Genomic DNA, 20,697 nt, shown 5'->3' with positions numbered 1-20,697 from the left:
AATGTTTCTTAAAAGATTCCAGATTCCAGATTCCAGAATTCCGAGGGTTCCAGACTGGGAATCCCGAATCGCGGTGCAATCGCGTCGAGTCGGTACCATCTGCGGTAGCGGATGGTTGGTTGCGGCACTCCCGGACCGAAGTATTGATACCAAACGATCTTCAACCATCCGCTACCGCAGATGGTACCGACTCGTCCCGGTCCCGAATACAAAGAACCCGTGGGTTTTTCAAAGCTCCCGATTCCAGATTCCAGATTCCAGGATTCCAAGATTCCAGATTTCAGCCTCAGGGAAGATCCAAAAGCGAAGCGTCTGTCGGGAAAATCGATGTTCCGAGTACACGCTCGTACGATGACACCACGTTCCGCTCCGCTTCACGTGGTGCTATCGTACGCGCGTGTGCTCCGCTCACTGAATCGATTATGCCGACAGCCTCCTGGAATCTGGAATACTTCGAATCTTGAATCCTGTCCAGCGTCTAACGAAAGATCGTCGACGGATCGGTCGACGGTTTCGGCAGCCGGAGGGCGTTGATCTTCTGCGTCGTTGCGGCGTCGATGGTGAGCCCCCACTTCTTGAAGAACGGCACGAGATCGTTCTTTGTGACGAGGCACATCGCATAGACGAATCTGTTCGCCTTTTCGGCGTCGGTCAGGTTCGGGTCGTAAACAAAGGGCTTTTTGCGGAAATACTGATGCAATTCGGTGAACGCCTCCCAACCATAGACCGATTTGAGCTGGTGAAACATAACCAGCTTCGTAAACAGCTCGCTGTAGTCGGTCTTGCTTCGGACCATATAGTTCTTTCGCGGGTCGGCAATGTAGGTCCGGGCCTTTTCAAAGGTTGTCGGGCCCGTTCCGCCTTCGCGGTCATTGAGCTTCGACGGCAAACCGAAATTTTCCTGCACGTAGAGCGAGAAGATGTTGACGGTGATCTCGCCGATCGAACCCCAGGTCCAGCTTCGTTGCTGGTGCGTATGTCCGGTTTCATGCCAGATGCCCCATTCCGTGCTCAGATTTTCCGTCAGATCTGTGAAATTGTTTCGTTTCATCCCGATAAAATAGTTCGAGGCGTACAGATAGTAATTGGCGGCTTCCTCCGGCGTGGAATAGAGGTCGATCAGAAAATTGATACGGTTGCGGGTCCGCATATTCTCAGGCGACGAATCGTCGAAGCCCGCGAGTTCTTCCTCGAGATCGATCATCTCGTGAATCGTTTCGAACGTCGCCGGAACATCGCTGATCGGATGCTTGAGATAATCCGGATAGGTGATCGTCAGCAGGGCTTTGTCGGAGACGAGTTGGACGAAGGGAGCGCCCAACATCTTCCGCAGATCGTTCTCCCAATTCGCATCGTTCGTCCGGCCGACTTTGTACAATGGAAAGGCCTTGCCGCCGGTCACGCTGATCTCGACCGTCGACGGATCCTCGTCAAAGCCGTCCCTTTTCACGAAGATGAATGAAAGTATGCCGTCCTGGCTCACCGTCACGGTGTTCTCGCCGTTTTCCAGTTCGTTTTCCTGGGTCCGGTTGCGGTTCCCCCACATCGGCTTGAAGCCGATCATCGTCGAGAGCTTGTATTCATCGTCAAGTTCGTTGACGACGACCGTGATCGTCTCCCCGCGCCGAACGTAAAGTCCCGAAGGCTGATAATCGCAAAGGATCATTCGGTGCGTCCGGGAAGCCTCGGTCCGGGCCTCGGTCTGCGAGACAAGAACGTATTCTTTTGTGTAATTGTTGAAGTCTTGGGCATTGGTCGATATGCAAATGACCAAGATCATCAAGAAAAGGACGACAGTTGATTTCATCTTTTTGTCCTCGCAGATTCAGATTATGAAGGGTTATTGCTTTTGAGACCGGCAAGTCTCCGCGCCCAATCGACGATCTGTGCGGGTGTTTTTTTGCCGCGTTCGTTGAAGAACCGCGTCCGTTTTTCGTCGTTGTATATCGCGGCGTGGATCGTGTTGTTCTTGAGATCGATCGCGATCGCCGACTCCAGATGCGTGCAGGCGTGGATCAAACAACCGCTCGCAAAGAGAATGTCGCCGTCTTTGGTAATCGGGGTCAAAGTTTCGAAAGAGTCCATAAACGCGGCGTAGTTCTTTCTGCCCAGGAGCTTTTTAAGACGCGTCTTGATCACCGGATCGTTCAGGAGTTTGTCGGAATCTTCGCCGCTCCAACCGGCGATGCCGGCGGGTAGCTCCGCGGATTTCGTTGTTTGAGCGAACGCGGAAATTCCTGTCATCAAGAGAGTTATTGCGACGGCGAAAACAATCTGTTTCATAAGTTTATTGATGCCGATCTACTGCCACGCGATCTTTGTTGCGCCGGCCACCTTTTTCGGTTGTCTGCAAATCGGGAACAGCCGGGCTTCGATCTCCGATTACGTAAACGACAAAACATCGCACAATGGGTCATTCCGGGTACCCGGCATTTGTTGCGTACTCGTACGTACGCCGGCGGAACGCGGTGTTGACGTGCGTGCGCGTTTCTGCAGACAAATAGGTCGCGAACTTTAGAATCGGGAACTCGAAGTCGGTCACACGTGAACGCGTGATTTTTTGGGACGCGTTCCTGAAGCTCGACGAGTCGATTGTGCTATATTCCCAATATGCAGAATGTGCTTCGGATCAAATACGAGAGCGAATTGCTGAAAGTATTGGGAGTGTCCGACACGGAATTCAATCAACAGGCGCGGTTCCTGCTCGCCGCGAAGCTCTATGAACTCGGGCGGTTGTCGTCCGGGCGGGCGGCGGAACTTGCGGGGATGGAACGGGTCGAGTTCCTCGCGTTGATCCCGACGGTCGGCGTGCCGACCAGCAATCTCACTCAAGACGACCTTTGCGATGACCTCAAGTTTGCCGGCAAAGCCGAATGAAACGATCGTAATAAATACCGGACCGCTTATCGCAGTTTCCAAAATGGGGATTGAACGATTTGTCGGATGCCTGCCGTATAGCTTTTTGACTCCGGTGGAAGTCCGCGACGAAATGCTCGCCGGTGCTGCGAAAGGTTATCAGTTTGGAATTCCAGACTGGGTCAAGGTCGTTCGTTCGGATAGAGCGGCCGACCAGAGACTTCTCATACACCTCGACAAGGGCGAAGCGTCGGTGATTCAGCTCGCGCTCGATCTTGATGTCGGTTTCGTCTGCATCGATGAACGAAAGGCCCGGCGCTTTGCAGCAATGTCGGGGCTCGCGGTTATCGGCAGCCTCGGTCTTTTGGCGCGTGCGAAGAACCTTGGCCTGATCGATGCCGTCGCTCCGTTCATACGGACTGCCGAGAAGGGCGGCATCTTCTACGATAAGCGTCTGGTCGCACGATTTCTGTTTGAGATGAAAGAGTCGGCGTCGTCCGACGAATGACGACGGACGGTGAGGGACACGCGAACCGCCGATGCGCACGCTTACTTCGTGCGCGTTTCTGCATTGGACATTCGGGCACGCTTACTTCGTGCGCGTATCTGCATTACATTCTTTTGTTCACGATCTCCAATAGCTCGGTCTCGGTCGCGATCGCTTTTGATTCGATCTCGGCGCCTTTTTGCAGGATCTCGGCGGCGAAGGTTTTGTCTTTCAAACCGGCGGCGTTGATTTTGACGTTCAGAAAGGCGCCGATGATGGCGGAGCGGATGCAGAGGGCGCCGACGGCGGCGTCCGTTACCGAGTTCGGGTTGCCTTCGACGATCATCGCGCGGATCACTTCGAAGGCGTCAAAGGCGCGCTCCATCGTGCGGAAGGGAACTTCGGTCGCGTAGCGAGTCGCCGATTGGATCGCTTCGGTGCGGGCGGCCTTTTCTTCCGAAGTGTTCTTCGGCAATTTGAAGGCGTCCATCACAAGATTGAACGCGGCCGTGTCTTCATCGACGAGATGCATCAGATCGTCCTTGATCGCCTGCCCGCGGGCGGCCCAATCCGAAAACTCTTCCCAACGGTCATCCCATCCCGCCTTGTGCGACGAGAGGTTCGCGACCATCGTCGCGAGAGCGGCGCCGAGTGCGCCCATATAGGCCGAGATCGAACCGCCGCCGGGCGCTGGCGATTCCGATGCTGTCTCGTCGGCGAACGCGGCGCAGGTCATATCGACCAGGCGCGGTGCGGCGTCTTCGGCGGCGAGAACGTATTCGATGATCTTCTCCTGCGGATCGAACGGCTTGAGATCGTCGAGCCCCATCGACTTGATCGCGATCCTCGCGATCTCGCTTTCGGCGATTCCGATCGAGCGGCGTTGTTTGGTCAGATAATGTTTGCCGGCGTCAATGATCGCCCGTTTCGGGACGAGCCCGACGATCTCGAGTCCCGTGACGCGAATGCCGCGCGCGGCCGCCTTCGCAGAAACTTCGTCGAAGGCGACGTGGAGCGGCGTCTGCGAGAGGTTCGTGATGTTCATAGAAACCTGCGCGATGCCGTATTCGGCGATGTACCAGCCGATCGCCTTGGTTCCCGGAAGCGTGCCGGGAATGCGTATCTCGTCGCCGTTTTCATCCTTCAACGGCTTGCCGGTGATCGGGTTGCCTTCGCGCTTTACGCGCCCTTTTTCGCGAACGTCAAAAGCGATGGAGTTTGCGCGGCGCGTCGAGGTCGTATTGAGATTGAAATTGACGGCGATCAGAAAATCGCGTGCGCCGACGGCCGTCGCGCCCGAACGCGCGACCGACTCGGAAAATTCAGAGGGGCCGAAGTCGGGCTTCCAATCGGGATTCGCGAGTTTGTCCTTCAGTCCTTCATATTCGCCCTCGCGGCAGTTGGCAAGATTTCGGCGCTTTTCTTCCGAGGCCGCCGATTCATAACAGTAAACTGGAATCGAGAGTTCGTCGCCGATCCGAGCGGCGAGTTTGCGTGCGTATTCAGCCGTTTCCTCCATCGAAATCCCCGAGACGGGGACGAGCGGGCAGACGTCTGTCGCGCCGAACCGCGGGTGATCGCCTTTGTGGGAACGCATATCGATCAGTTCCCGCGCTTTCTTGACCGCCTGGAAAGCGGCTTCAACGACCTCGTCGGGCGCGCCGACAAAGGTCACGACCGTGCGGTTCGTGGACGCCCCTGGATCGACGTCGAGCAGTTTTACGCCGCCCGATCCTTCGATCGCATCGGTGATCTGTTTGATGACGCCGAGGTCACGGCCCTCGGAGAAATTGGGAACGCATTCGATGAGCTTTTTCATAATCTTCGGGGTTTATTTTGCCACGAATTTCGCGAATTGCACTAATTTGCTTTGGTCGTTATCGCGGACGTTCGATGATTGCCTTTGTCTTCAAAGGATTCCCGGGTTGAACCTCGCAAGAACTGAGATTCCACACCGATTATTCGACTCAGGCGGCTGAACGCCCAGAATGAGCATTCGTGAAATCCGTGTCATTCGTGGCGAAACGGTCGTCGTTCGAATTGGTCAAGAAGCGGTTTCAGGCGCTCGACGGATTTGCTGTGGAGCGGGGTTTATTTTGCCACGAATTTCGCGAATTGCACTAATTTGCTTTGGTCGTTATCGCGGACGTTCGATGATTGCCTTTGTCTTCAAAGGATTCCCGGGTTGAACCTCGCAAGAACGCCGATTCGGCACCGCCTACGCCTTTCGGGCGGCGCGACGAACCACAAGCCCTTGAACCTTCAAAATGTGCTTTCGTGAAATCCGTGTCATTCGTGGCGAAACGGTCGTCGTTCGAATTGGTCGAGGAGCGGTGTCAGGCGCTCGACGGAATTGGTGTGGAGCGCGGTTTATTTTGCCACGAATTTCGCGAATTGCACTAATTTGCTTTGATCGTTATCGCGGACGTGCGGTACCAACCTGTGTCTTCTTTCAAGGCTGAACTTCGGAAGAACGCCGATTCGGCACCGCCTACGCCTTTCGGGCGGCGCGACGAACCACAAGCCCTTGAACCTTCAAAATGTGCTTTCGTGAAATCCGTGTCATTCGTGGCGAAACGGCCGTCGTTCGAATTGGTCGAGGAGCGGTGTCAGGCGCTTGACGGAATTGGTATGGAGCGGGGTTTATTTTGCCACGAATTTCGCGAATTGCACTAATTTGCTTTGATCGTTATCGCGGACGTGCGGTACCAACCTGTGTCTTCTTTCAAGGCTGTACATCGGAAGAACGCCGATTCGGCACCGCCTACGCCTTTCGGGCGGCGCGACGAACCACAAGCCCTTGAACCTTCAAAATGTGCTTTCGTGAAATCCGTGTCATTCGTGGCGAAACGGCCGTCGTTCGAATTGGTCAAGAAGCGGTGTCAGGCGCTCGACGGAATTGGTGTGGAGCGCGGTTTATTTTGCCACGAATTTCGCGAATTGCACTAATTTGCTTTGGTCGTTATCGCGGACGTTCGATGATTGCCTTTGTCTTCAAAGGATTCCCGGGTTGAACCTCGCAAGAACTGAGATTCCACGCCGATTATTCGACTCAGGCGGCTGAACGCCCAGAATGAGCATTCGTGAAATCCGTGTCATTCGTGGCGAAACGGTCGTCGGTCGAATTGGTCGAGGAGCGGTTTCAGGCGATCGACGGATTTGCTGTGGAGCGCGCCGTTTGAGGCCAGGATGCCGTTGTGGTTTTGGATGTCGCGCGTGTTGTATTTGATCTCGCGGCCGAAGATGTCGGTCAGACGGCCGCCGGCCTCTTCGAGGATGATCTCGGGCGCGCAGGTGTCCCATTGCTTGGTGCGCGGCGAAAGATGAATGTAAAGATCCGCTTCGCGCGCGGCGATGAGGCCGACCTTGAGCCCGACCGAACCGCGGCGGACCTCCCGGGCGACACGAAATTCGTCGACGACCCGCGACATACGCTTGCTGTAGTGATTGCGTGAAGCGGCCATAGTGATGCGGGACAGATGACGCTGGCCTGACACCTCGAGCCGTTGCGGCGATCCGCCGTCGACGGTGCGGAACGCGCCTGAATCCTTGGCGGCAAATAACAGAGTATCCTCGTTCGGCAGGAATACGACTCCGAGGACCGGTTTCCGGTCTTCGACGAGCCCGATCTGGACGGCGAAATCGCCGTCGCGTTTGATGAATCCGGCAGTGCCGTCGAGCGGGTCGATCATCCAGACTCTTTTCCGGTCGAGCCGGTGATGCGTGTCGGGCTCTTCTTCGGAAAGGATGCCGTCGGAAGGGAATTTCGTTTCGAGTCCGTCGACGATGATCCGGCTTGCGGTGCGGTCGGCGATCGTAACGGGTTCGGTAAAATTATCCGCGCCGATCTTCTCTTCGGCTTCGAATCCGTTCCGGTAGAATTCGAGGATCGCCGCGCCGGCCCGGCGTGCGAGATCGATGGCGGTTTCAAGTTCTTGGTTGAGCATTGGTAACATTCTAGCATCGGTGAGCGGTGAGCGGTGAGCGGTGAGCGGTGAGCGGTGAGCGGTGAGCGGTGAGCGGTGAGCGGTGAGCGGTGAGCGGTGAGCGGCAAGCAGTAAGCGGTGAGCGGTGAGCGGTAAGCAGTGAGCATGCTTCGCAGCGTGTCGGGTATTCTTTCTTGATTTTGCCATTAGCCGATGACGCTGCGACTCAAACCGCTCACCGCTCACCGCTCACCGCTTACTCTGCTAAACTATCGGTATGGCAGAAAGCGTTGCATTTACGAAAGGCGCGGATCGCGCGGTTGTATATGGGGAATTGGTGCCGCAGATCAGCGCGCTGGTCGCGGGGGAGACGGATCTCGTCGCGAATCTTGCGAACATCACTGCGGTCCTGAAGGAAGCGTTCGGATTCTTCTGGGTAGGATTTTATCTCAAGAAAGGCGACCAGCTGGTGCTCAGCGCGTTTCAGGGAAAGCTTGCCTGTACGCGGATCGACTTCGACAAGGGCGTCTGCGGCCACGCTTACACGACGCGCGAAACGGTCATCGTCGCCGACGTCGACGCGTTTCCGGGACACATCGCCTGCGCTTCCGAATCGCGTTCGGAGATCGTCGTTCCGATATTCGACAAGAGCGGGAACGTCTTTGGCGTGCTCGATGTCGACAGCGACAAGTTGGACGATTTTTCGGAACTCGACCGCGAGGGACTGGAACGGATCGTTGAGATCATCGAAGGATTGGAAATGGACGGCTAATGGCGATTCGACGGATCTTTGTGCGTTGGTTCGGAGCGCGGCGTTTCTGCGAGTAACATTCGAATGCAAATGATCATAAACGCGCTTCGTTGTGCTTCAACGCGAGTTTCAGAAAATTCTCGAAGAGGATCCGGCCGTCGCGCGATTCGTTCTGGTGTTCCCAGCGCGTCGGGTTTTTCGACCATTCCTCGAACGATTTTTCGAGGTGGAACTGGACCGTGTAGATCAGCTGTCCGTCGCACCGTTTGACCATCATCTGGTTTTTGCAAAGATATGACGTCGCAAGCAGGTGAAATCCCTCGGGAACGCCGACGACCTGAACGGCGTGATTTTGCCAGACGCGGAGAATGTCCGATTCCTTTGTGTAATCTTGCCAGACCCCTGATTGCCGGTCGTGCATCCCGTCGAAAATATCGTCGTCGGTATCGATGATCTTCACGAATCGATATTGATACTCCGAAACGCGGTTCTTACGCTTCTGCGAGAGTTCGAGATCGTCAAGCGTCTTCAGTCTCGATCCAAAGCTGTGCGCCACCAGTTGATGCGCGCCGCAGATTGCAAGGATCGGAATCTGAGTCTCGCGGACGAAATGGCCGAAGTGAACGAGCTGTTCGGTGCTGTAATAGTCGAAGTCACTGTACGTGCCGCTCATCACGATCGCGTCCGGCGCAAAATCGCGGGCCGCCTCTGAAACTTCCGAAAGATGAACCGTCAGGAATTTCGGCTGCTGAACGAGGCGTATGACGTTTTTGGCGATGTTGTCGCACGCCATACCGGAGACCATATTCTCAAACTTGAGAAGGCTCTTGACTCCCGCTTCGCCGAGCTCCTTGAAAGCGGTTTCGGACAGGTCCGATTCGTAGCGGAGCAGATCGTTTACAATTAGAACCTTCGCGAACTCGATCTTTTTCTCGATCGGCTCGTACCGGCAGAATGTTTGTTTGTTAAAGGGAAACGGCAGCGTTTCGGTTGCCGTCCTCTGGATTGCTGCGTCGAACATCGGTCCAAAATGAAAGCCAAAATTCAATTTGGCTCGCTAGCCAAGTATAACACCATCGGGCAAAGCGCGCATAATGCCGCAGAGTGCAACATAGTGCAGAGTGCGTGCAAAGTGCATAGTGCAGAATGCATAGTGCAGAATGCATAGTGCAAAGAGCAGGGTGCAGAGCAACAGAACTATTTCATCCACTGTGCACTCTGCATTTTGCACTATGCACTATGCACTCTGCACTCTGCACTATGCTCTCTGCACTATGCACTATGCACTCTGCACTATGCACTCTGCACTTTGCAGCACTCTGCACTATGTTGCACTATCCGCTACTCCGCTGTTTTGTCGATTGCCGGAACTCCGGCATTAGCGGTCCGGCGCCGATCTCGGTTAGTTCGCGCCGGAGTTCGTTGACGAGCGCCGAACGTATGCGGCCGCGGACGCTTGCGGTTTTGTCCGACGAGAACTCGTCGAGCAGCAGCAACGACTTCTGCCAGCCCGTTTCGAGCGCGTCGGCGACCGGCGAGATCTTAGTGATATCGTACGGTACCGCGCAGTCGTAACAGCCCAATCGCGCGAATACCTGAAGATAGCGCGCCGTGCCGAGGTCCGGGCAGTTGAAACGCTTGTTGCCGACCTTGAGCTCGATCCCGAGCAATGTGTACTGGATCGACGTCCGCTGTTCGCGCATCGGAAGGTCGAGCGCGTAAGCTCGCGTGCGCTGCGTCCGGACGCGGTCGCGGTAGATCACCGCCGGCCATTCGTCGGCCAGGATCTGACGAATCTTCGTGATTGTCTCGACGGCAAAACTCATAAATTTCCAACCGCATCCATAGTTGTTTGCAACGCCTCGAAATAGCGCCCGACGTGGAGGCCGTCGGCAAGCGCGTGATGGACCTCGACCGAATGCGGCATCATATGCCTTTCGCCGTCCCGATACAACTTTCCGAAGACCATACGCGGGACGGACTGCCGGTTATCGTGGCGGCTGGCGTGTTTGAAACTCGTGAACGAAACCCAGGGTATGACCGAGTAGTAGATCAGGTCGAGCCGTTCGTCCTCAACGTCGAAGGTCTTCAGGCCTCGGTATTTGTCGAGAGACACTTTGCCCGCGCGGACGAAGTCGATCGGGTTCGGGTGGTATTCGAAGTAACAGAAGGAAAAAGTATCGTCGGCGTTGAGAATCGTCTGCGTCGCGTGGATCCGGTCAAATTCGACGACTTCGTCACCGATGATCCGCAGACGCAGTTCCGGAATCGAATTCGCGGCCTGAAGGGAGCAATGAAGTGACATCAGTGCAAACGACAGATCGTTTGCTTTGGCGAATCGATACAGCGATCCCGCATCGACCGGCGCCGTGAGATTGAAGAACGGGTCCTCGAAATCCTTGAAATACTCGAATGTCGTTCTCCGTTTCCAACTTCCGATGTCGATCTTCCGCATTCGAAAAGCTTACTTGGACTGGGCCGCGGCGACCGGCATCGGGTTGGTGAATTTTTCGATCCAGCTGTCTGCGAAGACGCCGAAATAGAAAACGCCGATAACTGTGATCAGGATCGCCGCCGCGACTCCGACCGGCATTTTCGGCTCGAGCCAGTCGGTCGTGCGTTCCCGGAAAAACATCACGACGATCAGCCGCAGGTAATAGTACGCAGAGATCGCGGTGTTGACGACGGCGACGACAACCAGCGTCGTCAGCAGGACGCTGCCGGCCTCGAGCGCCGGGCGGAAGACGAGAACCTTACCGATAAACCCGGCAGTCAAGGGCATCCCGAGCAACGAAAGCATAAAAAGCGAAAGCGAGAACGCGATCACCGGTGACTTGAAGCCGATTCCGTTGTAATCCTCGAACTCCGTCCGCCGGTCGTTTTTTTGCCCGACGAGCGACACGATCGCGAACGCGCCAAGATTCGTCACGGCGTAGGTCAGCAAGTAGAAGGCGACGGCCGCGATAGCCACGTCACGCCCTTCGTTTGTTTTGGCAACGCCGGCGCCGATGAATCCGACCATCGCGTAGCCGGCGTGCGAGATCGAAGAATAGGCGAGCATTCGCTTGACGTTGTTCTGCACGATCGCGGAAATGTTGCCGACCGTCATCGTCAGCATCGCCATCACTGCGAGAGCGGTGATCCAGGACTCGTGCAGGTAACCGGCGGCGGTCGCGCCGGCGACGAACGGGAATCCGATGACGAAAACGCGAATGAACGAGGCGAACGCCGCGGCCTTCGGTCCGGCCGCCATAAAGCCGGTAACAGGGCTCGGCGCGCCTTCATAAACGTCCGGCGTCCAGACGTGGAAGGGAACCGTCGCGACCTTGAATCCGAAACCGATGACGAGCATCGCGCCGCCGATCAGAAGGAGTCCGGGAAAGTTCGGCGTTGCGATCCGGACGGCGATCTCGGTGATGTTCGTCGAACCGGTTGCGCCGTAAATGAGCGCCATCCCGTAGAGCAGAAAGGCCGATGCGAACGAACCCAGAATGAAGTACTTCATCGCCGATTCGTTAGATTTCAGGTCGGATTTCCGGAGTCCTGCCATCACGTAGGTTGCGATCGACAGCGTTTCGAGTCCAAGGAAAATGATCACGAAATCGTTCCCCGAAGCCATAAACATACTGCCGAACGTCGCGAAAAGCAGGAGCGCGTGATACTCGCCGACGGGGATCGTCTCGCGTTCGGCCCAAACGGTCGAAACAAGGATCGTCATCGCCGCGACGAAGATCAGAACGATCGAGAACGAGAGCCTCAGCGGATCCGTCGCGATCATTCCGTTCCAGGAATTCTGCGTCGCTTCGCCCCACATCGAGAGCGTCAGATAGCCGGCGATCGCCAGCCCGATCAGCGAGATGGCGGTCGTCACGTTTCGCTGTTTCGGAACAAAGACGTCGTAGAGCATCACGATGATGCCCGTCAGCGCGACGACCATTTCCGGCAAAACCGCTGCCAGATTAACGTTCGGGTTGGTCAGAGTCTGTAAAAGGATCGTGTTCATTTTCTTCGGTTAAACTTCACTCTTTCGGGCCGTGTTCGAAGTTCATCTCGCCCGCAAAGATCTTGATCTGCAAAAAATTCTCTCTCGGCGGCACCGGACAACTGTATCGATCGCTGCCATACGCGCAATTCGGGTTGTACGCCAGATTAAAGTCGACAACGACCGTTTCGCTCGCCGGCGTTTTGAGGTCGATGTAACGTCCCCCGCCGTATGTTTCCTTGCCGTTCGTCAGGTCGCGGAACGGGATGAACAGCAGATCGGCGTAGGCCGCAATCTTCGGCTTCGATTCCGGTTGAAAAACCGTGAGCGAAAACTCCCCGCCGTCGATCTTGAATTTCAAAGTCCCGTATTTCAAATACTTACGGGTCGTGCCGGCCGATGTCGGCAAAACAAACTTTTCCGTTCCCGCGCCCCTTTCGAGTTTCGCCGCGACGACGAACTTGTCTGACGTTTCGAAATAATTCAGCCCCTTGACATTCGCGAAATCCTCGTCGAGCAGAGGTGATTCGGACCGATTTCGAAACTCGCCGTCGCGGCCCGCGCGAAACGTCTTGACGTCGGTCGATCCGTAGAACGTTTGCCCCGCGACGGTCGCGGCAAAAATCAGAAGACCGCAAAATATCGATAACGTCCGGCGCATCAATGTGCCGGTTTCGCCGGCTCTCCAGGTTTCTCGGCTTTCTCGATCGTTCCGCCGGCCTGATGAACGACGCGCTCCTGGATCGCGATGATCGCGTCCTTCGAGCGGTTCAGGAACGGTGCCGGGTGAACGCCCATATACACCATCAAAACGAGCAAAGGCGCGATCACGCCGATCTCGCGCCAGCTAAGATCCTTGAGCGATCTGTTCTTCGGGTTCGTAAGCTTGCCGAAGAAGACGCGCTGGATCATCCAGAGCAGATAGACGGCCGCAAAGATCACGCCGGTTCCGGCGAGCATCGTCGCGATATGGTTCCAGTTGGCCGAGTCGGTAATTCCGAGGACCGTCGATTTCCACATCCCGACCATGATCAGGAATTCACCGACGAAACCGTTCAAGAGCGGCAATCCGATCGATGACATCGCCGTGATCACGAACAAAGTCGCGTAAAGCGGCATCACGTTCGCGACGCCGCCGAAATCCGTGATCTGCCGCGTGTGACGGCGCTCGTAAATAAACCCGACGAGCAGGAAGAGCGCGCCGGTCGAAACGCCGTGGTTCAGCATCTGGTAAAGCGCCCCCTGCATTCCGGTTTCGGTAAACGAAAACATTCCCAGAATCACGTAGCCCATATGCGCGACCGACGAATAGGCCACGAGTCGCTTGATATCGGGCTGGACCATCGCGACGAGCGCGCCGTAGATGATGCCGATGATCGCCAGAATGATGAAAATATAGGCGAACTCCTTGGAGGAATCCGGAAACAGTGCGAAGTTGAAGCGCATCAAACCATACGTTCCCATCTTCAGAAGCACCGCCGCAAGGATCACCGAACCCGCCGTCGGCGCGTCCGTATGCGCGTCCGGCAGCCACGTGTGGAGCGGAAACAGAGGGACCTTGATCGCAAAGGCGATGGCGAAAGCCCAGAAGAGAAGCGAAGCCGTTTGTCCGGCGATCAACAGATCTCCGGATTTCATCGCGTTCAGGATGGCGACGAAATCGAACGATCCGACACCGCCGTTGACTCCCGCGTACAGATAGTAGAGCGCGATGATCGCGACCAGCATCAGCAGCGACCCGAACGCCGTGAAAATAAAGAACTTGACGGCTGAATAGATGCGGTTTTCGCCGCCCCAGACGCCGATCAGGAAAAACATCGGCACCAGCGACGCTTCGAAAAAGAGGTAGAAGACGAGCAGATCGAGCGAAACGAAGACACCGATCATCGCGCTCTCGAGCAACAGCAGAAACGCATAGAACGCCGCGTGCCTCTTTTCGACGGCGTGCCAGGTCGAAAGTACCGCGATCGGCATAATGAACGTCGTCAGGATCAGGAGCCAGAAGCTCAAGCCGTCAACGCCGATGTGGTAATTGGTGTTTATCGCCCTGATCCAGGGGATGTTCTTCTCGAACATAAACCCGTTGGCCGAGACTTTTGCGCCGGTGAAGAGCAGCAGGGAAACAACGAAATTGACCAGCGTCAGACCGAGCGTGATCCATTTCAAGTGACTCTCTTGCTTCCAGAACATCTGATGACCGACCACGGCGAGCGCGCCGAAGGCCGGAAGCAGGATCAGAATCGTCAGAAGATTTTCCGTAATGAAATCCATTTTATTGGTGTGAACTTTGATTGTTCATCTTTGATCTTCGTTCTATCCAAGATCAAAGTTCGAAGACCAAAGATCGTCTCTTATCTAATAAGCTTCAATCCGTAATAAACGAAATAGCCGATCACGACCAGCGCGCCGAGCAGGATGAACGCCGCGTAACCGCGTACAAAGCCCATCTGGACACGACGGATCGTTCCGCCGAGCGCCGCGACGAGCGATCCGATGCCGTTGACGAATCCGTCGACGACGCCGAGGTCGAATCCCTTCCACAGAACGGCACGCGACAAATTCGTCAGGGGATCGACGATGTACCCATTGTAAAACTCGTCAAGCCGCCATTTTTCCTCGAGGATCTTCGGCATTTTGCGGAGCGGGTCCTTTTGGAAGAGAACCCAGCCGATACCCATTCCGAGCAACGCGACGACGACCGAAAGTCCGGCCAAAAGGAGTTCCTTCAAGATGACCTCGGGCGAATGCGCGTTATGATCGGCCGCCGGTTCGGTCTTTTTTGATTCAGCTTGCGGAGCCGTCGCTCCGTGTTCGTCGTGCGCGCCTTTCGCCTTTTCGGCGACAACCGGTTCGAGCGTGTGTTCGAACGCATTCACCTCGCCGGCTCCGACCAGCGAACTCATCGCATACGGGACTCCGATCAAACCGCCGACCGTCGAGAGAAACGCGAGCACGATGAGCGGCACGGTCATCACCCACGGCGATTCATGCGGTTTGAAATCGGCAGGCAAATGATGATGTTCGTCTTCTTCGTCGTGAACGTCCGAATGCGCGTCCGTCTGCGAGTCGTCGTGGCCCGAATATGCGTGGACTTCGGCTTCTTCCTCGTGAAAGCGCTCCTTGCCCCAAAAGGTCATCACCATCATTCGCGTCATATAAACGGCCGTCAAAAGAGCGGTGATGATAGCGACGGTCCACAACACTTCTTCTCCGGGAAAAGCCCCGGCGGGGAAGTATTTGTCGGCAGCGAAGGTCTTATAGAGAATTTCGTCTTTCGAGAAGAATCCGGCGAAGATCGGGATTCCGGCGATCGCCAGCCATCCGGTGCACATCGTGATGAAGGTGACCGGCATATACTTCCGCAGGTTGCCCATCTTGCGCATATCCTGCTCGTGATGCATTCCGTGGATCACCGAGCCCGAGCCGAGGAACAACAGCGCTTTGAAAAACGCGTGCGTCATCACGTGGAAGATGGCGACGACGAACGCCCCGACGCCGGCCGCAAGAAACATAAATCCGAGCTGCGAAACGGTCGAATAGGCCAAAACTTTCTTGATGTCGTTCTGGGCGATGGCGATCGTCGCCGCAAAGATCGCCGTCGCCGCACCGATAACCGCGATGATCCACATCGCCGTCGGTGCAAACTGGTAGATCGCGTTCGAGCGGACGACGAGATAAACGCCCGCGGTGACCATCGTCGCCGCGTGGATCAACGCCGAAACCGGCGTCGGGCCGGCCATTGCGTCCGGCAACCACGTCAGAAGCGGGATCTGCGCCGATTTGCCGGTCGCGCCGATGAAAAGCAGGACTCCGACCGATGTCATTCCGCCCGCGACGATCGCGCCCCAGGTGAACGGATCGGCCGACATATTGGCAAGAACGTAGTTGAAAACACTCTGAACCTGAACGCCGTCGACGGTTTTGTCGAAGAAAGAGATCGTGCCGGTCAGCGAGAAGAGAAGGAAAATCCCGATCAGCACGCCCCAGTCGCCGATGCGGTTCATCACGAACGCCTTTTTGGCCGCTTCGCGCGCTTCGTCCTTTTTGATGTAGTAACCGATCAGCAGGTAAGAGCAGAGTCCGACGCCTTCCCAACCGACGAACATCAGCAGGTAGTTGTCGGCGAGCACGAGCGTCAGCATCGAGAACATAAACAGGTTCATATACGCGAAAAAGCGATAGAAACCCTTGTCCCCGTGCATATAGCCGGTCGCGAAAATATGGATCAGAAAGCCGACCAAGGTCACGAAGCACGCGTAGATACCGCTCAGGCGATCCATTCCGAGGCCGAAGTCCGCGCGGAATCCGCCGACCTGCATCCACGTCCAGAGATGATCGAGGACCGGTTTGTCGGCGTGAAGAGCGCCGCCGTCGGCAATGAAAGCGATGTAGAAAGCGACGATCATCGAGACGAAGATCGTGCCGCAGGCGAGCACGCCGCTGAAGAGTTCGTTCTTCAGCTTGCCGCCGACCAGCCAGTTGATGACTGCGCCGGCAAGCGGTGCGAATATGATCAGACTTAAAAGATTGTTCTCAGCCATTTTGCTATTAGTATCACTGCCGGACGTGTCGAAAAGATGCGTCCGTGGTGCCGCCCGTCGTCCGGTCCCTTACTTCTTGCGTGGTGCCGGTTTTTTTGTCGCGTTCGGCGCTTCGCCGGCGATCGTCACCGGATTCGCCTTCACGATTGCGTCCATCGCCAACTTCTCGCGCTCGTCTTCAATCGTATTGCGGACGAACTCCCGCACCGGAATTTCACGGGCGGCGGGTGAATTCGATTCTTTGACCATCGTCGAGATCAGGATGTGGCGCACGTCGAATGTCATACCCAGCTTTCCGTTGGCGTCACGAGTCTCGCCCTTTCGTTCGAGCTTGACGATATGAAACCCGAACGACGATTCGACCAGCTGCCGAGCGATCTCGCCCGGTGCGAGCCGGAGCGCTGCCGTTTCAATATCATCTATGAAGGTGCCGGGAACCACGTTTTCGTACAGACCGCCTGCCGCTTTGCTGCCCGGATCTTCCGAGTTCGTCCGCGCCAACACGGCAAAGTTCTCGCCCGCCAACGCCCGTTTCAAGATGCCCTCGGCGCGGTTCCTCTTCGCCACCGTTGAATACTGCGGTCTGGCGGCGATATATGCGTCGATCTCGGCGTCAGTTGCCTTCGTTTTCGGAGCCAACACGCGTTCGGAGTACAGCCGATTCAAATACTGCGCCTGCTGGGCCCTGACCGCAAAATCCGTCCGTTCCCGGAAGTCCGCCGGCAGTTCGTTCGCGCGTTCCAGCGATTCGCGGTAGGCGATCATCATCACGGCGAATTCCCGACGTGCTTCCGGCCCGTCTTGCGTCTCTTCGGGGCTTTTCCGCTTTTGGAGCGCCTGGAAGTTTTCAAAGTCGGTCAAATTCTGCCGATCGCCGTAAAACTCTTCGATCTGTTCGGTCGTTATCCATTCATACTGCGTCGCGCCGCTCGTCTTGGACGTGATCCGGTCGTATTCCTGCGCGATCACGCCGATCTCCATAAGCTTCAGCACCGCACCACTGTCGGATTCGTCGGCAAAGCCGTCCTTGACGGCCTGACAGGCGATCGCGAACATCCTCCTCAGATCGTCGAATTGCTGTTTCCTGAAGGCCGGATCGGTCATCTTCCGCCGTGTTTCCGGTGAGCCACCCGCTAGCAGAAATCCGATTTCCTTCTGCGAAACGCTCGTCGTACAGGGCGTCCCGACGACGAGCGGCCGGGCAGTTGAATGCGGGACGTTGCTCTCGACGGCGGAAGCCGTGACGGTAATGCAACCGGCGAAAACGAAGATAATTCCGATGTTTCTGACTATTTTGTCCATATCCAGTGATTTCAGTCGTTCAACTTGACGGCCGGATCAAACGCGATCTCAAACGATTCCGATAACGCCTGACCGTCGTTCCGCCGGAAGTGCCCTTAATTCTTCAAAATGCTCGCGTCGTCGACGTCAACCGAAACGCGGTTGCGGAAGAACGCGATGATGATGCCGAGTCCGACGGCGGCTTCGGCGGCCGCGACGCTCATCACCATAAAGACGAACAACTGCCCCGTCACGTCCGCGTAATGACGCGAGAACGCGATGAACGTCAGGTTAACGGCGTTGAGCATCAACTCGATGCACATAAACATCCCGATCGCGTTGCGTTTGAAGATCACGCCGACCGCGCCGATCGTGAACAATATGCCGGAGAGCGCCAGATAAGTTGATAAACTCGGTTCCATAATCTAATTTCGGAATTGTGATTTCTGATTTCGGATCTCAGAAACGCAGCAAATTCAAAAAACAACTCAATTACCTCGAAAGACCCTGAATTCCAAATTCCTATTCAAAATTCCAATTCCCAATTCCCAATTCCCAATTCCCAATTTCCAAATCCGAATTCCCAAATCCCAAATCCGAATTCCCAAATCCCACATCCCACATCCCAAATCCCTAGTCCCCAATATGTCGTCGTTCCATTTCCTGTTCGACGACCAGTTCGATTTCCGGTTGACTCAAACGCCGCACCAGAATGACGCCGCCGATGATCGCCATCAAAAGCAAAACCCCGACGATCTCGACCGGCAGCAGATATTCGGTGTACATATTCGTCCCGATCGACAGCGTTTTGCCGACCGTTTCCTGCGGATCGATACTGGTTTTCGGTCCTTTCATGACGACCGCGACGATGAAGAACGTCTGCGCCAGCAGGATGATCCCGAGAAATCCACCGACCGCGTACAAATAGCGGAGGCGGGTCACCGGTTTGTCACGATCGAGGTTGAGCAGCATTATCACGAAGATGACAAGCACCATTATCGCTCCGGCGTAAACCAGGATCTGGACCGCCGCGATGAACGGCGCCGCAAGCGTCACGTAGATGCACGACAGCGCGACAAAGACTCCGACCAGCGAAACCGCCGAATAAAGCGGATTGCGATGATAGACCATCGAGATCGCGCATCCGATCGCGAGTCCGGCGAAAATGAAAAACAAGACTGTGGTTGCCATAGAATTTGCCGCGTGAACGCGGAACTCCGAACGCCGCCCTCAGGCGGAACTCTAAACTAATTCAACAAAAAGACGACGATGATCGTCAGGATCACGTTTGCCAGCGCGAGCGGCAGCAAGAACTTCCAACCGAAGTTCATCAGTTGGTCGAATCTGAAGCGCGGCAATGTTCCCCGGACCCAGATGTAAAAGAACAGGAAGGCGCAGATCTTGGCGACGAACGCGCCGACGCTGATCAGCGCGTACGGAATCGACCCGACCTCGAATATCCGCGAAAGACCCGGGACATACCAGCCACCTAGAAAAAGAACGGTGCACATCACCGAAACCGTGAACATATTCACGTATTCCGCCATAAAAAAGAGCGCGAATTTGAGCGCCGAGTATTCGGTGTGGAAGCCCGCGACAAGCTCGGTTTCGGCTTCCGGCAGGTCGAACGGAACGCGGTTCGTTTCGGCAAAGGCCGCGATCAGAAAAACGATGAAGCCGATGAACTGCGGGATGATGTACCACTTGAAAGGCGATTGCGCCTGGGCGAAAATGATGCCGTTCAGGTCAAGCGTTCCGGCAAGCATCACGACGCCGAGCACCGACGCCCCCATCGCGAGTTCATACGAGATCATCTGCGCCGACGAACGCAAACCGCCCATCAGGCTGTATTTGTTGTTCGACGACCAGCCCGCGAGCGCGATCCCGTAAACACCGACCGATGTGATGCCGAGCACGAAGAGCACGCCGACGTCGATCCGCGCGATCGTCAGCGGCATCTCTTTCGCTGCTTCCGCGACATATGCGACGACCGGTCCGAGATAGGCGATCCCCTCGACCTTCGGAACGAGCCAGCTCAATGGATCGCTGATCTGCGGGCCGAACGGGTAAACGACCATCGGGAGCAGCGCACACGTCAGCGCGACGAGCGGCGCGAGGAAGTACATAAACTTCGTCGATTTGTCCGGCGTCAGATCTTCCTTGAATATGAACTTCAGGAGATCCGCGAACGGCTGCAAAAGTCCCCACGGGCCGACGCGATTCGGTCCGATGCGGCCCTGAATCCAGCCGAGGACTTTTCGTTCGGCAAGCACCGTGTACGCGACGACAACCATCACGCCGCCGAACGCGACGCCGATCGCGGTCGCGAAAACGATGAACGGAAACGCTGTTTTTAAGATTTGTTCCATTTCTCAAAACGCATCGAACGGAAATCAGTTCGAAGCCTCAAACAAAAGTTCGGCAATGTCCGCCTTTTTGAACGTCAGTTCGCGACTGAACGCTTTCGCCGGCGATTCAACGCCTTTTTTGTCGAAACAGCGAAAATACGCGCGAACAAATATACTGTCGCCGGCTAACTTCAAGAGTTCAAATCGAACGATCCGCAAACGCGACCGGTCAATAATCTCAACCGCCTCAAGATACTGATCCTTGAACCAGTTGTTGAAACCGTCATCGACGCGGTGCTCGACAAATCTCGACTTTCGGCCGTCGAGGTCGATCTCGATCGAATCCAAATCGCGCGGCGAACCAAAAAACGAGAACGATCTCCTGAAGAAATCGATATGCAGCGTACGTCCGAGATGCGAATCGTTCAAATCGGACGGCTTGACATACTTCATATCGCTGCCGTCCTGCGCAAAAATCTTCAAGCCGCCGAAAAAAACGAAAAGCAAAAACGCGGCAAATTTCAT

At 55.8% G+C, this 20,697-nt stretch carries 20 protein-coding genes; 4 read left to right on the top strand and 16 right to left on the bottom strand.

What is annotated here, in order from left to right:
• Position 1 precedes the first annotated feature (1 nt).
• Positions 2 to 355: a hypothetical protein gene (locus IPN69_00825; GenBank protein MBK8809264.1), complete on the top strand. Its 354-nt coding sequence runs from the start codon at positions 2 to 4 to the stop codon at positions 353 to 355.
• A gap of 123 nt (positions 356 to 478) precedes the next feature.
• Here IPN69_00825 and IPN69_00820 read toward each other — a convergent pair whose 3' ends face one another.
• Both IPN69_00820 and IPN69_00815 read right to left on the bottom strand, forming a co-directional pair.
• Positions 479 to 1,807, bottom strand: coding sequence for an S-layer protein (locus IPN69_00820; protein ID MBK8809263.1), 1,329 nt, complete (start codon positions 1,805 to 1,807; stop codon positions 479 to 481).
• A 23-nt stretch (positions 1,808 to 1,830) separates the two neighbouring features.
• Positions 1,831 to 2,283 carry a hypothetical protein gene (locus tag IPN69_00815; GenBank protein ID MBK8809262.1) on the bottom strand — a complete coding sequence of 151 codons (453 nt, stop codon included), beginning with the start codon at positions 2,281 to 2,283 and terminating at the stop codon, positions 1,831 to 1,833.
• 327 nt (positions 2,284 to 2,610) lie between these two features.
• Here IPN69_00815 and IPN69_00810 point away from each other — a divergent pair, with 327 nt between their 5' ends.
• The gene (locus tag IPN69_00810; GenBank protein ID MBK8809261.1) at positions 2,611 to 2,877 is read left to right on the top strand and encodes a UPF0175 family protein; all 267 of its coding nucleotides are present in this window, start codon (positions 2,611 to 2,613) and stop codon (positions 2,875 to 2,877) included.
• 43 nt (positions 2,878 to 2,920) lie between these two features.
• Positions 2,921 to 3,364, top strand: a complete 444-nt coding sequence (locus tag IPN69_00805; protein MBK8809260.1) for a DUF3368 domain-containing protein — start codon at positions 2,921 to 2,923, stop codon at positions 3,362 to 3,364.
• Between the two features lie 103 nt (positions 3,365 to 3,467).
• Here the strand turns inward: IPN69_00805 and ftcD are convergent, their stop codons facing one another.
• Both ftcD and IPN69_00795 read right to left on the bottom strand, forming a co-directional pair.
• On the bottom strand, positions 3,468 to 5,165 hold the full coding sequence (gene ftcD, locus IPN69_00800) for a glutamate formimidoyltransferase (protein MBK8809259.1): 1,698 nt from the start codon (positions 5,163 to 5,165) through the stop codon (positions 3,468 to 3,470).
• Between the two features lie 1,273 nt (positions 5,166 to 6,438).
• Positions 6,439 to 7,290 carry a 3'(2'),5'-bisphosphate nucleotidase CysQ gene (locus IPN69_00795; GenBank protein ID MBK8809258.1) on the bottom strand — a complete coding sequence of 284 codons (852 nt, stop codon included), beginning with the start codon at positions 7,288 to 7,290 and terminating at the stop codon, positions 6,439 to 6,441.
• 256 nt (positions 7,291 to 7,546) lie between these two features.
• Here IPN69_00795 and IPN69_00790 point away from each other — a divergent pair, with 256 nt between their 5' ends.
• Entirely contained in the window at positions 7,547 to 8,041 is a 495-nt protein-coding gene (locus tag IPN69_00790; GenBank protein ID MBK8809257.1) for a GAF domain-containing protein, read from the top strand.
• A gap of 73 nt (positions 8,042 to 8,114) precedes the next feature.
• Here the strand turns inward: IPN69_00790 and IPN69_00785 are convergent, their stop codons facing one another.
• From IPN69_00785 to IPN69_00730, 12 genes are all read right to left on the bottom strand, one after another.
• The gene (locus IPN69_00785) at positions 8,115 to 9,041 is read right to left on the bottom strand and encodes a hypothetical protein (protein MBK8809256.1); all 927 of its coding nucleotides are present in this window, start codon (positions 9,039 to 9,041) and stop codon (positions 8,115 to 8,117) included.
• Between the two features lie 313 nt (positions 9,042 to 9,354).
• The gene (locus IPN69_00780) at positions 9,355 to 9,846 is read right to left on the bottom strand and encodes a hypothetical protein (protein MBK8809255.1); all 492 of its coding nucleotides are present in this window, start codon (positions 9,844 to 9,846) and stop codon (positions 9,355 to 9,357) included.
• Entirely contained in the window at positions 9,843 to 10,475 is a 633-nt protein-coding gene (locus IPN69_00775; GenBank protein ID MBK8809254.1) for a chloramphenicol acetyltransferase, read from the bottom strand. Before IPN69_00775 ends, IPN69_00780 begins: the two co-directional genes overlap by 4 nt.
• 9 nt (positions 10,476 to 10,484) lie before the next feature.
• Positions 10,485 to 12,023 carry an NADH-quinone oxidoreductase subunit N gene (locus IPN69_00770; protein MBK8809253.1) on the bottom strand — a complete coding sequence of 513 codons (1,539 nt, stop codon included), beginning with the start codon at positions 12,021 to 12,023 and terminating at the stop codon, positions 10,485 to 10,487.
• A gap of 16 nt (positions 12,024 to 12,039) precedes the next feature.
• Entirely contained in the window at positions 12,040 to 12,663 is a 624-nt protein-coding gene (locus IPN69_00765; GenBank protein ID MBK8809252.1) for a DUF1684 domain-containing protein, read from the bottom strand.
• The gene (locus tag IPN69_00760; protein MBK8809251.1) at positions 12,663 to 14,273 is read right to left on the bottom strand and encodes an NADH-quinone oxidoreductase subunit M; all 1,611 of its coding nucleotides are present in this window, start codon (positions 14,271 to 14,273) and stop codon (positions 12,663 to 12,665) included. The genes IPN69_00765 and IPN69_00760 overlap by 1 nt, the downstream gene beginning before the upstream one ends.
• Before the next feature lie 80 nt (positions 14,274 to 14,353).
• Positions 14,354 to 16,543: an NADH-quinone oxidoreductase subunit L gene (nuoL, locus tag IPN69_00755; GenBank protein MBK8809250.1), complete on the bottom strand. Its 2,190-nt coding sequence runs from the start codon at positions 16,541 to 16,543 to the stop codon at positions 14,354 to 14,356.
• Positions 16,544 to 16,612: 69 nt separating this feature from the next.
• Positions 16,613 to 17,845, bottom strand: coding sequence for a peptidylprolyl isomerase (locus IPN69_00750; protein MBK8809249.1), 1,233 nt, complete (start codon positions 17,843 to 17,845; stop codon positions 16,613 to 16,615).
• A 95-nt stretch (positions 17,846 to 17,940) separates the two neighbouring features.
• On the bottom strand, positions 17,941 to 18,246 hold the full coding sequence (gene nuoK, locus IPN69_00745; GenBank protein MBK8809248.1) for an NADH-quinone oxidoreductase subunit NuoK: 306 nt from the start codon (positions 18,244 to 18,246) through the stop codon (positions 17,941 to 17,943).
• Between the two features lie 211 nt (positions 18,247 to 18,457).
• Positions 18,458 to 19,015, bottom strand: coding sequence for an NADH-quinone oxidoreductase subunit J (locus tag IPN69_00740; protein MBK8809247.1), 558 nt, complete (start codon positions 19,013 to 19,015; stop codon positions 18,458 to 18,460).
• Positions 19,016 to 19,071: 56 nt separating this feature from the next.
• Entirely contained in the window at positions 19,072 to 20,193 is a 1,122-nt protein-coding gene (nuoH, locus tag IPN69_00735; GenBank protein MBK8809246.1) for an NADH-quinone oxidoreductase subunit NuoH, read from the bottom strand.
• Positions 20,194 to 20,217: 24 nt separating this feature from the next.
• Positions 20,218 to 20,697: a hypothetical protein gene (locus IPN69_00730; protein ID MBK8809245.1), complete on the bottom strand. Its 480-nt coding sequence runs from the start codon at positions 20,695 to 20,697 to the stop codon at positions 20,218 to 20,220.

The sequence above is a fragment of the Acidobacteriota bacterium genome (assembly GCA_016715115.1).
GTDB lineage: Bacteria > Acidobacteriota > Blastocatellia > Pyrinomonadales > Pyrinomonadaceae > JAFDVJ01.
This window is presented reverse-complemented; position numbering and strand designations above follow the sequence as displayed.

What these genes read in the sequence shown, in the direction of transcription:
- IPN69_00825 (MBK8809264.1), top strand. Translation starts at nt 2, where the DNA reads ATGTTTCTTAAAAGATTCCAGATTCCAGATTCCAGAATTCCGAGGGTT.
- IPN69_00820 (MBK8809263.1), bottom strand. Translation starts at nt 1,807, where the DNA reads ATGAAATCAACTGTCGTCCTTTTCTTGATGATCTTGGTCATTTGCATA.
- IPN69_00815 (MBK8809262.1), bottom strand. Translation starts at nt 2,283, where the DNA reads ATGAAACAGATTGTTTTCGCCGTCGCAATAACTCTCTTGATGACAGGA.
- IPN69_00810 (MBK8809261.1), top strand. Translation starts at nt 2,611, where the DNA reads ATGCAGAATGTGCTTCGGATCAAATACGAGAGCGAATTGCTGAAAGTA.
- IPN69_00805 (MBK8809260.1), top strand. Translation starts at nt 2,921, where the DNA reads ATGGGGATTGAACGATTTGTCGGATGCCTGCCGTATAGCTTTTTGACT.
- IPN69_00795 (MBK8809258.1), bottom strand. Translation starts at nt 7,290, where the DNA reads ATGCTCAACCAAGAACTTGAAACCGCCATCGATCTCGCACGCCGGGCC.
- IPN69_00790 (MBK8809257.1), top strand. Translation starts at nt 7,547, where the DNA reads ATGGCAGAAAGCGTTGCATTTACGAAAGGCGCGGATCGCGCGGTTGTA.
- IPN69_00785 (MBK8809256.1), bottom strand. Translation starts at nt 9,041, where the DNA reads ATGTTCGACGCAGCAATCCAGAGGACGGCAACCGAAACGCTGCCGTTT.
- IPN69_00780 (MBK8809255.1), bottom strand. Translation starts at nt 9,846, where the DNA reads ATGAGTTTTGCCGTCGAGACAATCACGAAGATTCGTCAGATCCTGGCC.
- IPN69_00775 (MBK8809254.1), bottom strand. Translation starts at nt 10,475, where the DNA reads ATGCGGAAGATCGACATCGGAAGTTGGAAACGGAGAACGACATTCGAG.
- IPN69_00770 (MBK8809253.1), bottom strand. Translation starts at nt 12,023, where the DNA reads ATGAACACGATCCTTTTACAGACTCTGACCAACCCGAACGTTAATCTG.
- IPN69_00765 (MBK8809252.1), bottom strand. Translation starts at nt 12,663, where the DNA reads ATGCGCCGGACGTTATCGATATTTTGCGGTCTTCTGATTTTTGCCGCG.
- IPN69_00760 (MBK8809251.1), bottom strand. Translation starts at nt 14,273, where the DNA reads ATGGATTTCATTACGGAAAATCTTCTGACGATTCTGATCCTGCTTCCG.
- nuoL (MBK8809250.1), bottom strand. Translation starts at nt 16,543, where the DNA reads ATGGCTGAGAACAATCTTTTAAGTCTGATCATATTCGCACCGCTTGCC.
- IPN69_00750 (MBK8809249.1), bottom strand. Translation starts at nt 17,845, where the DNA reads ATGGACAAAATAGTCAGAAACATCGGAATTATCTTCGTTTTCGCCGGT.
- nuoK (MBK8809248.1), bottom strand. Translation starts at nt 18,246, where the DNA reads ATGGAACCGAGTTTATCAACTTATCTGGCGCTCTCCGGCATATTGTTC.
- IPN69_00740 (MBK8809247.1), bottom strand. Translation starts at nt 19,015, where the DNA reads ATGGCAACCACAGTCTTGTTTTTCATTTTCGCCGGACTCGCGATCGGA.
- nuoH (MBK8809246.1), bottom strand. Translation starts at nt 20,193, where the DNA reads ATGGAACAAATCTTAAAAACAGCGTTTCCGTTCATCGTTTTCGCGACC.
- IPN69_00730 (MBK8809245.1), bottom strand. Translation starts at nt 20,697, where the DNA reads ATGAAATTTGCCGCGTTTTTGCTTTTCGTTTTTTTCGGCGGCTTGAAG.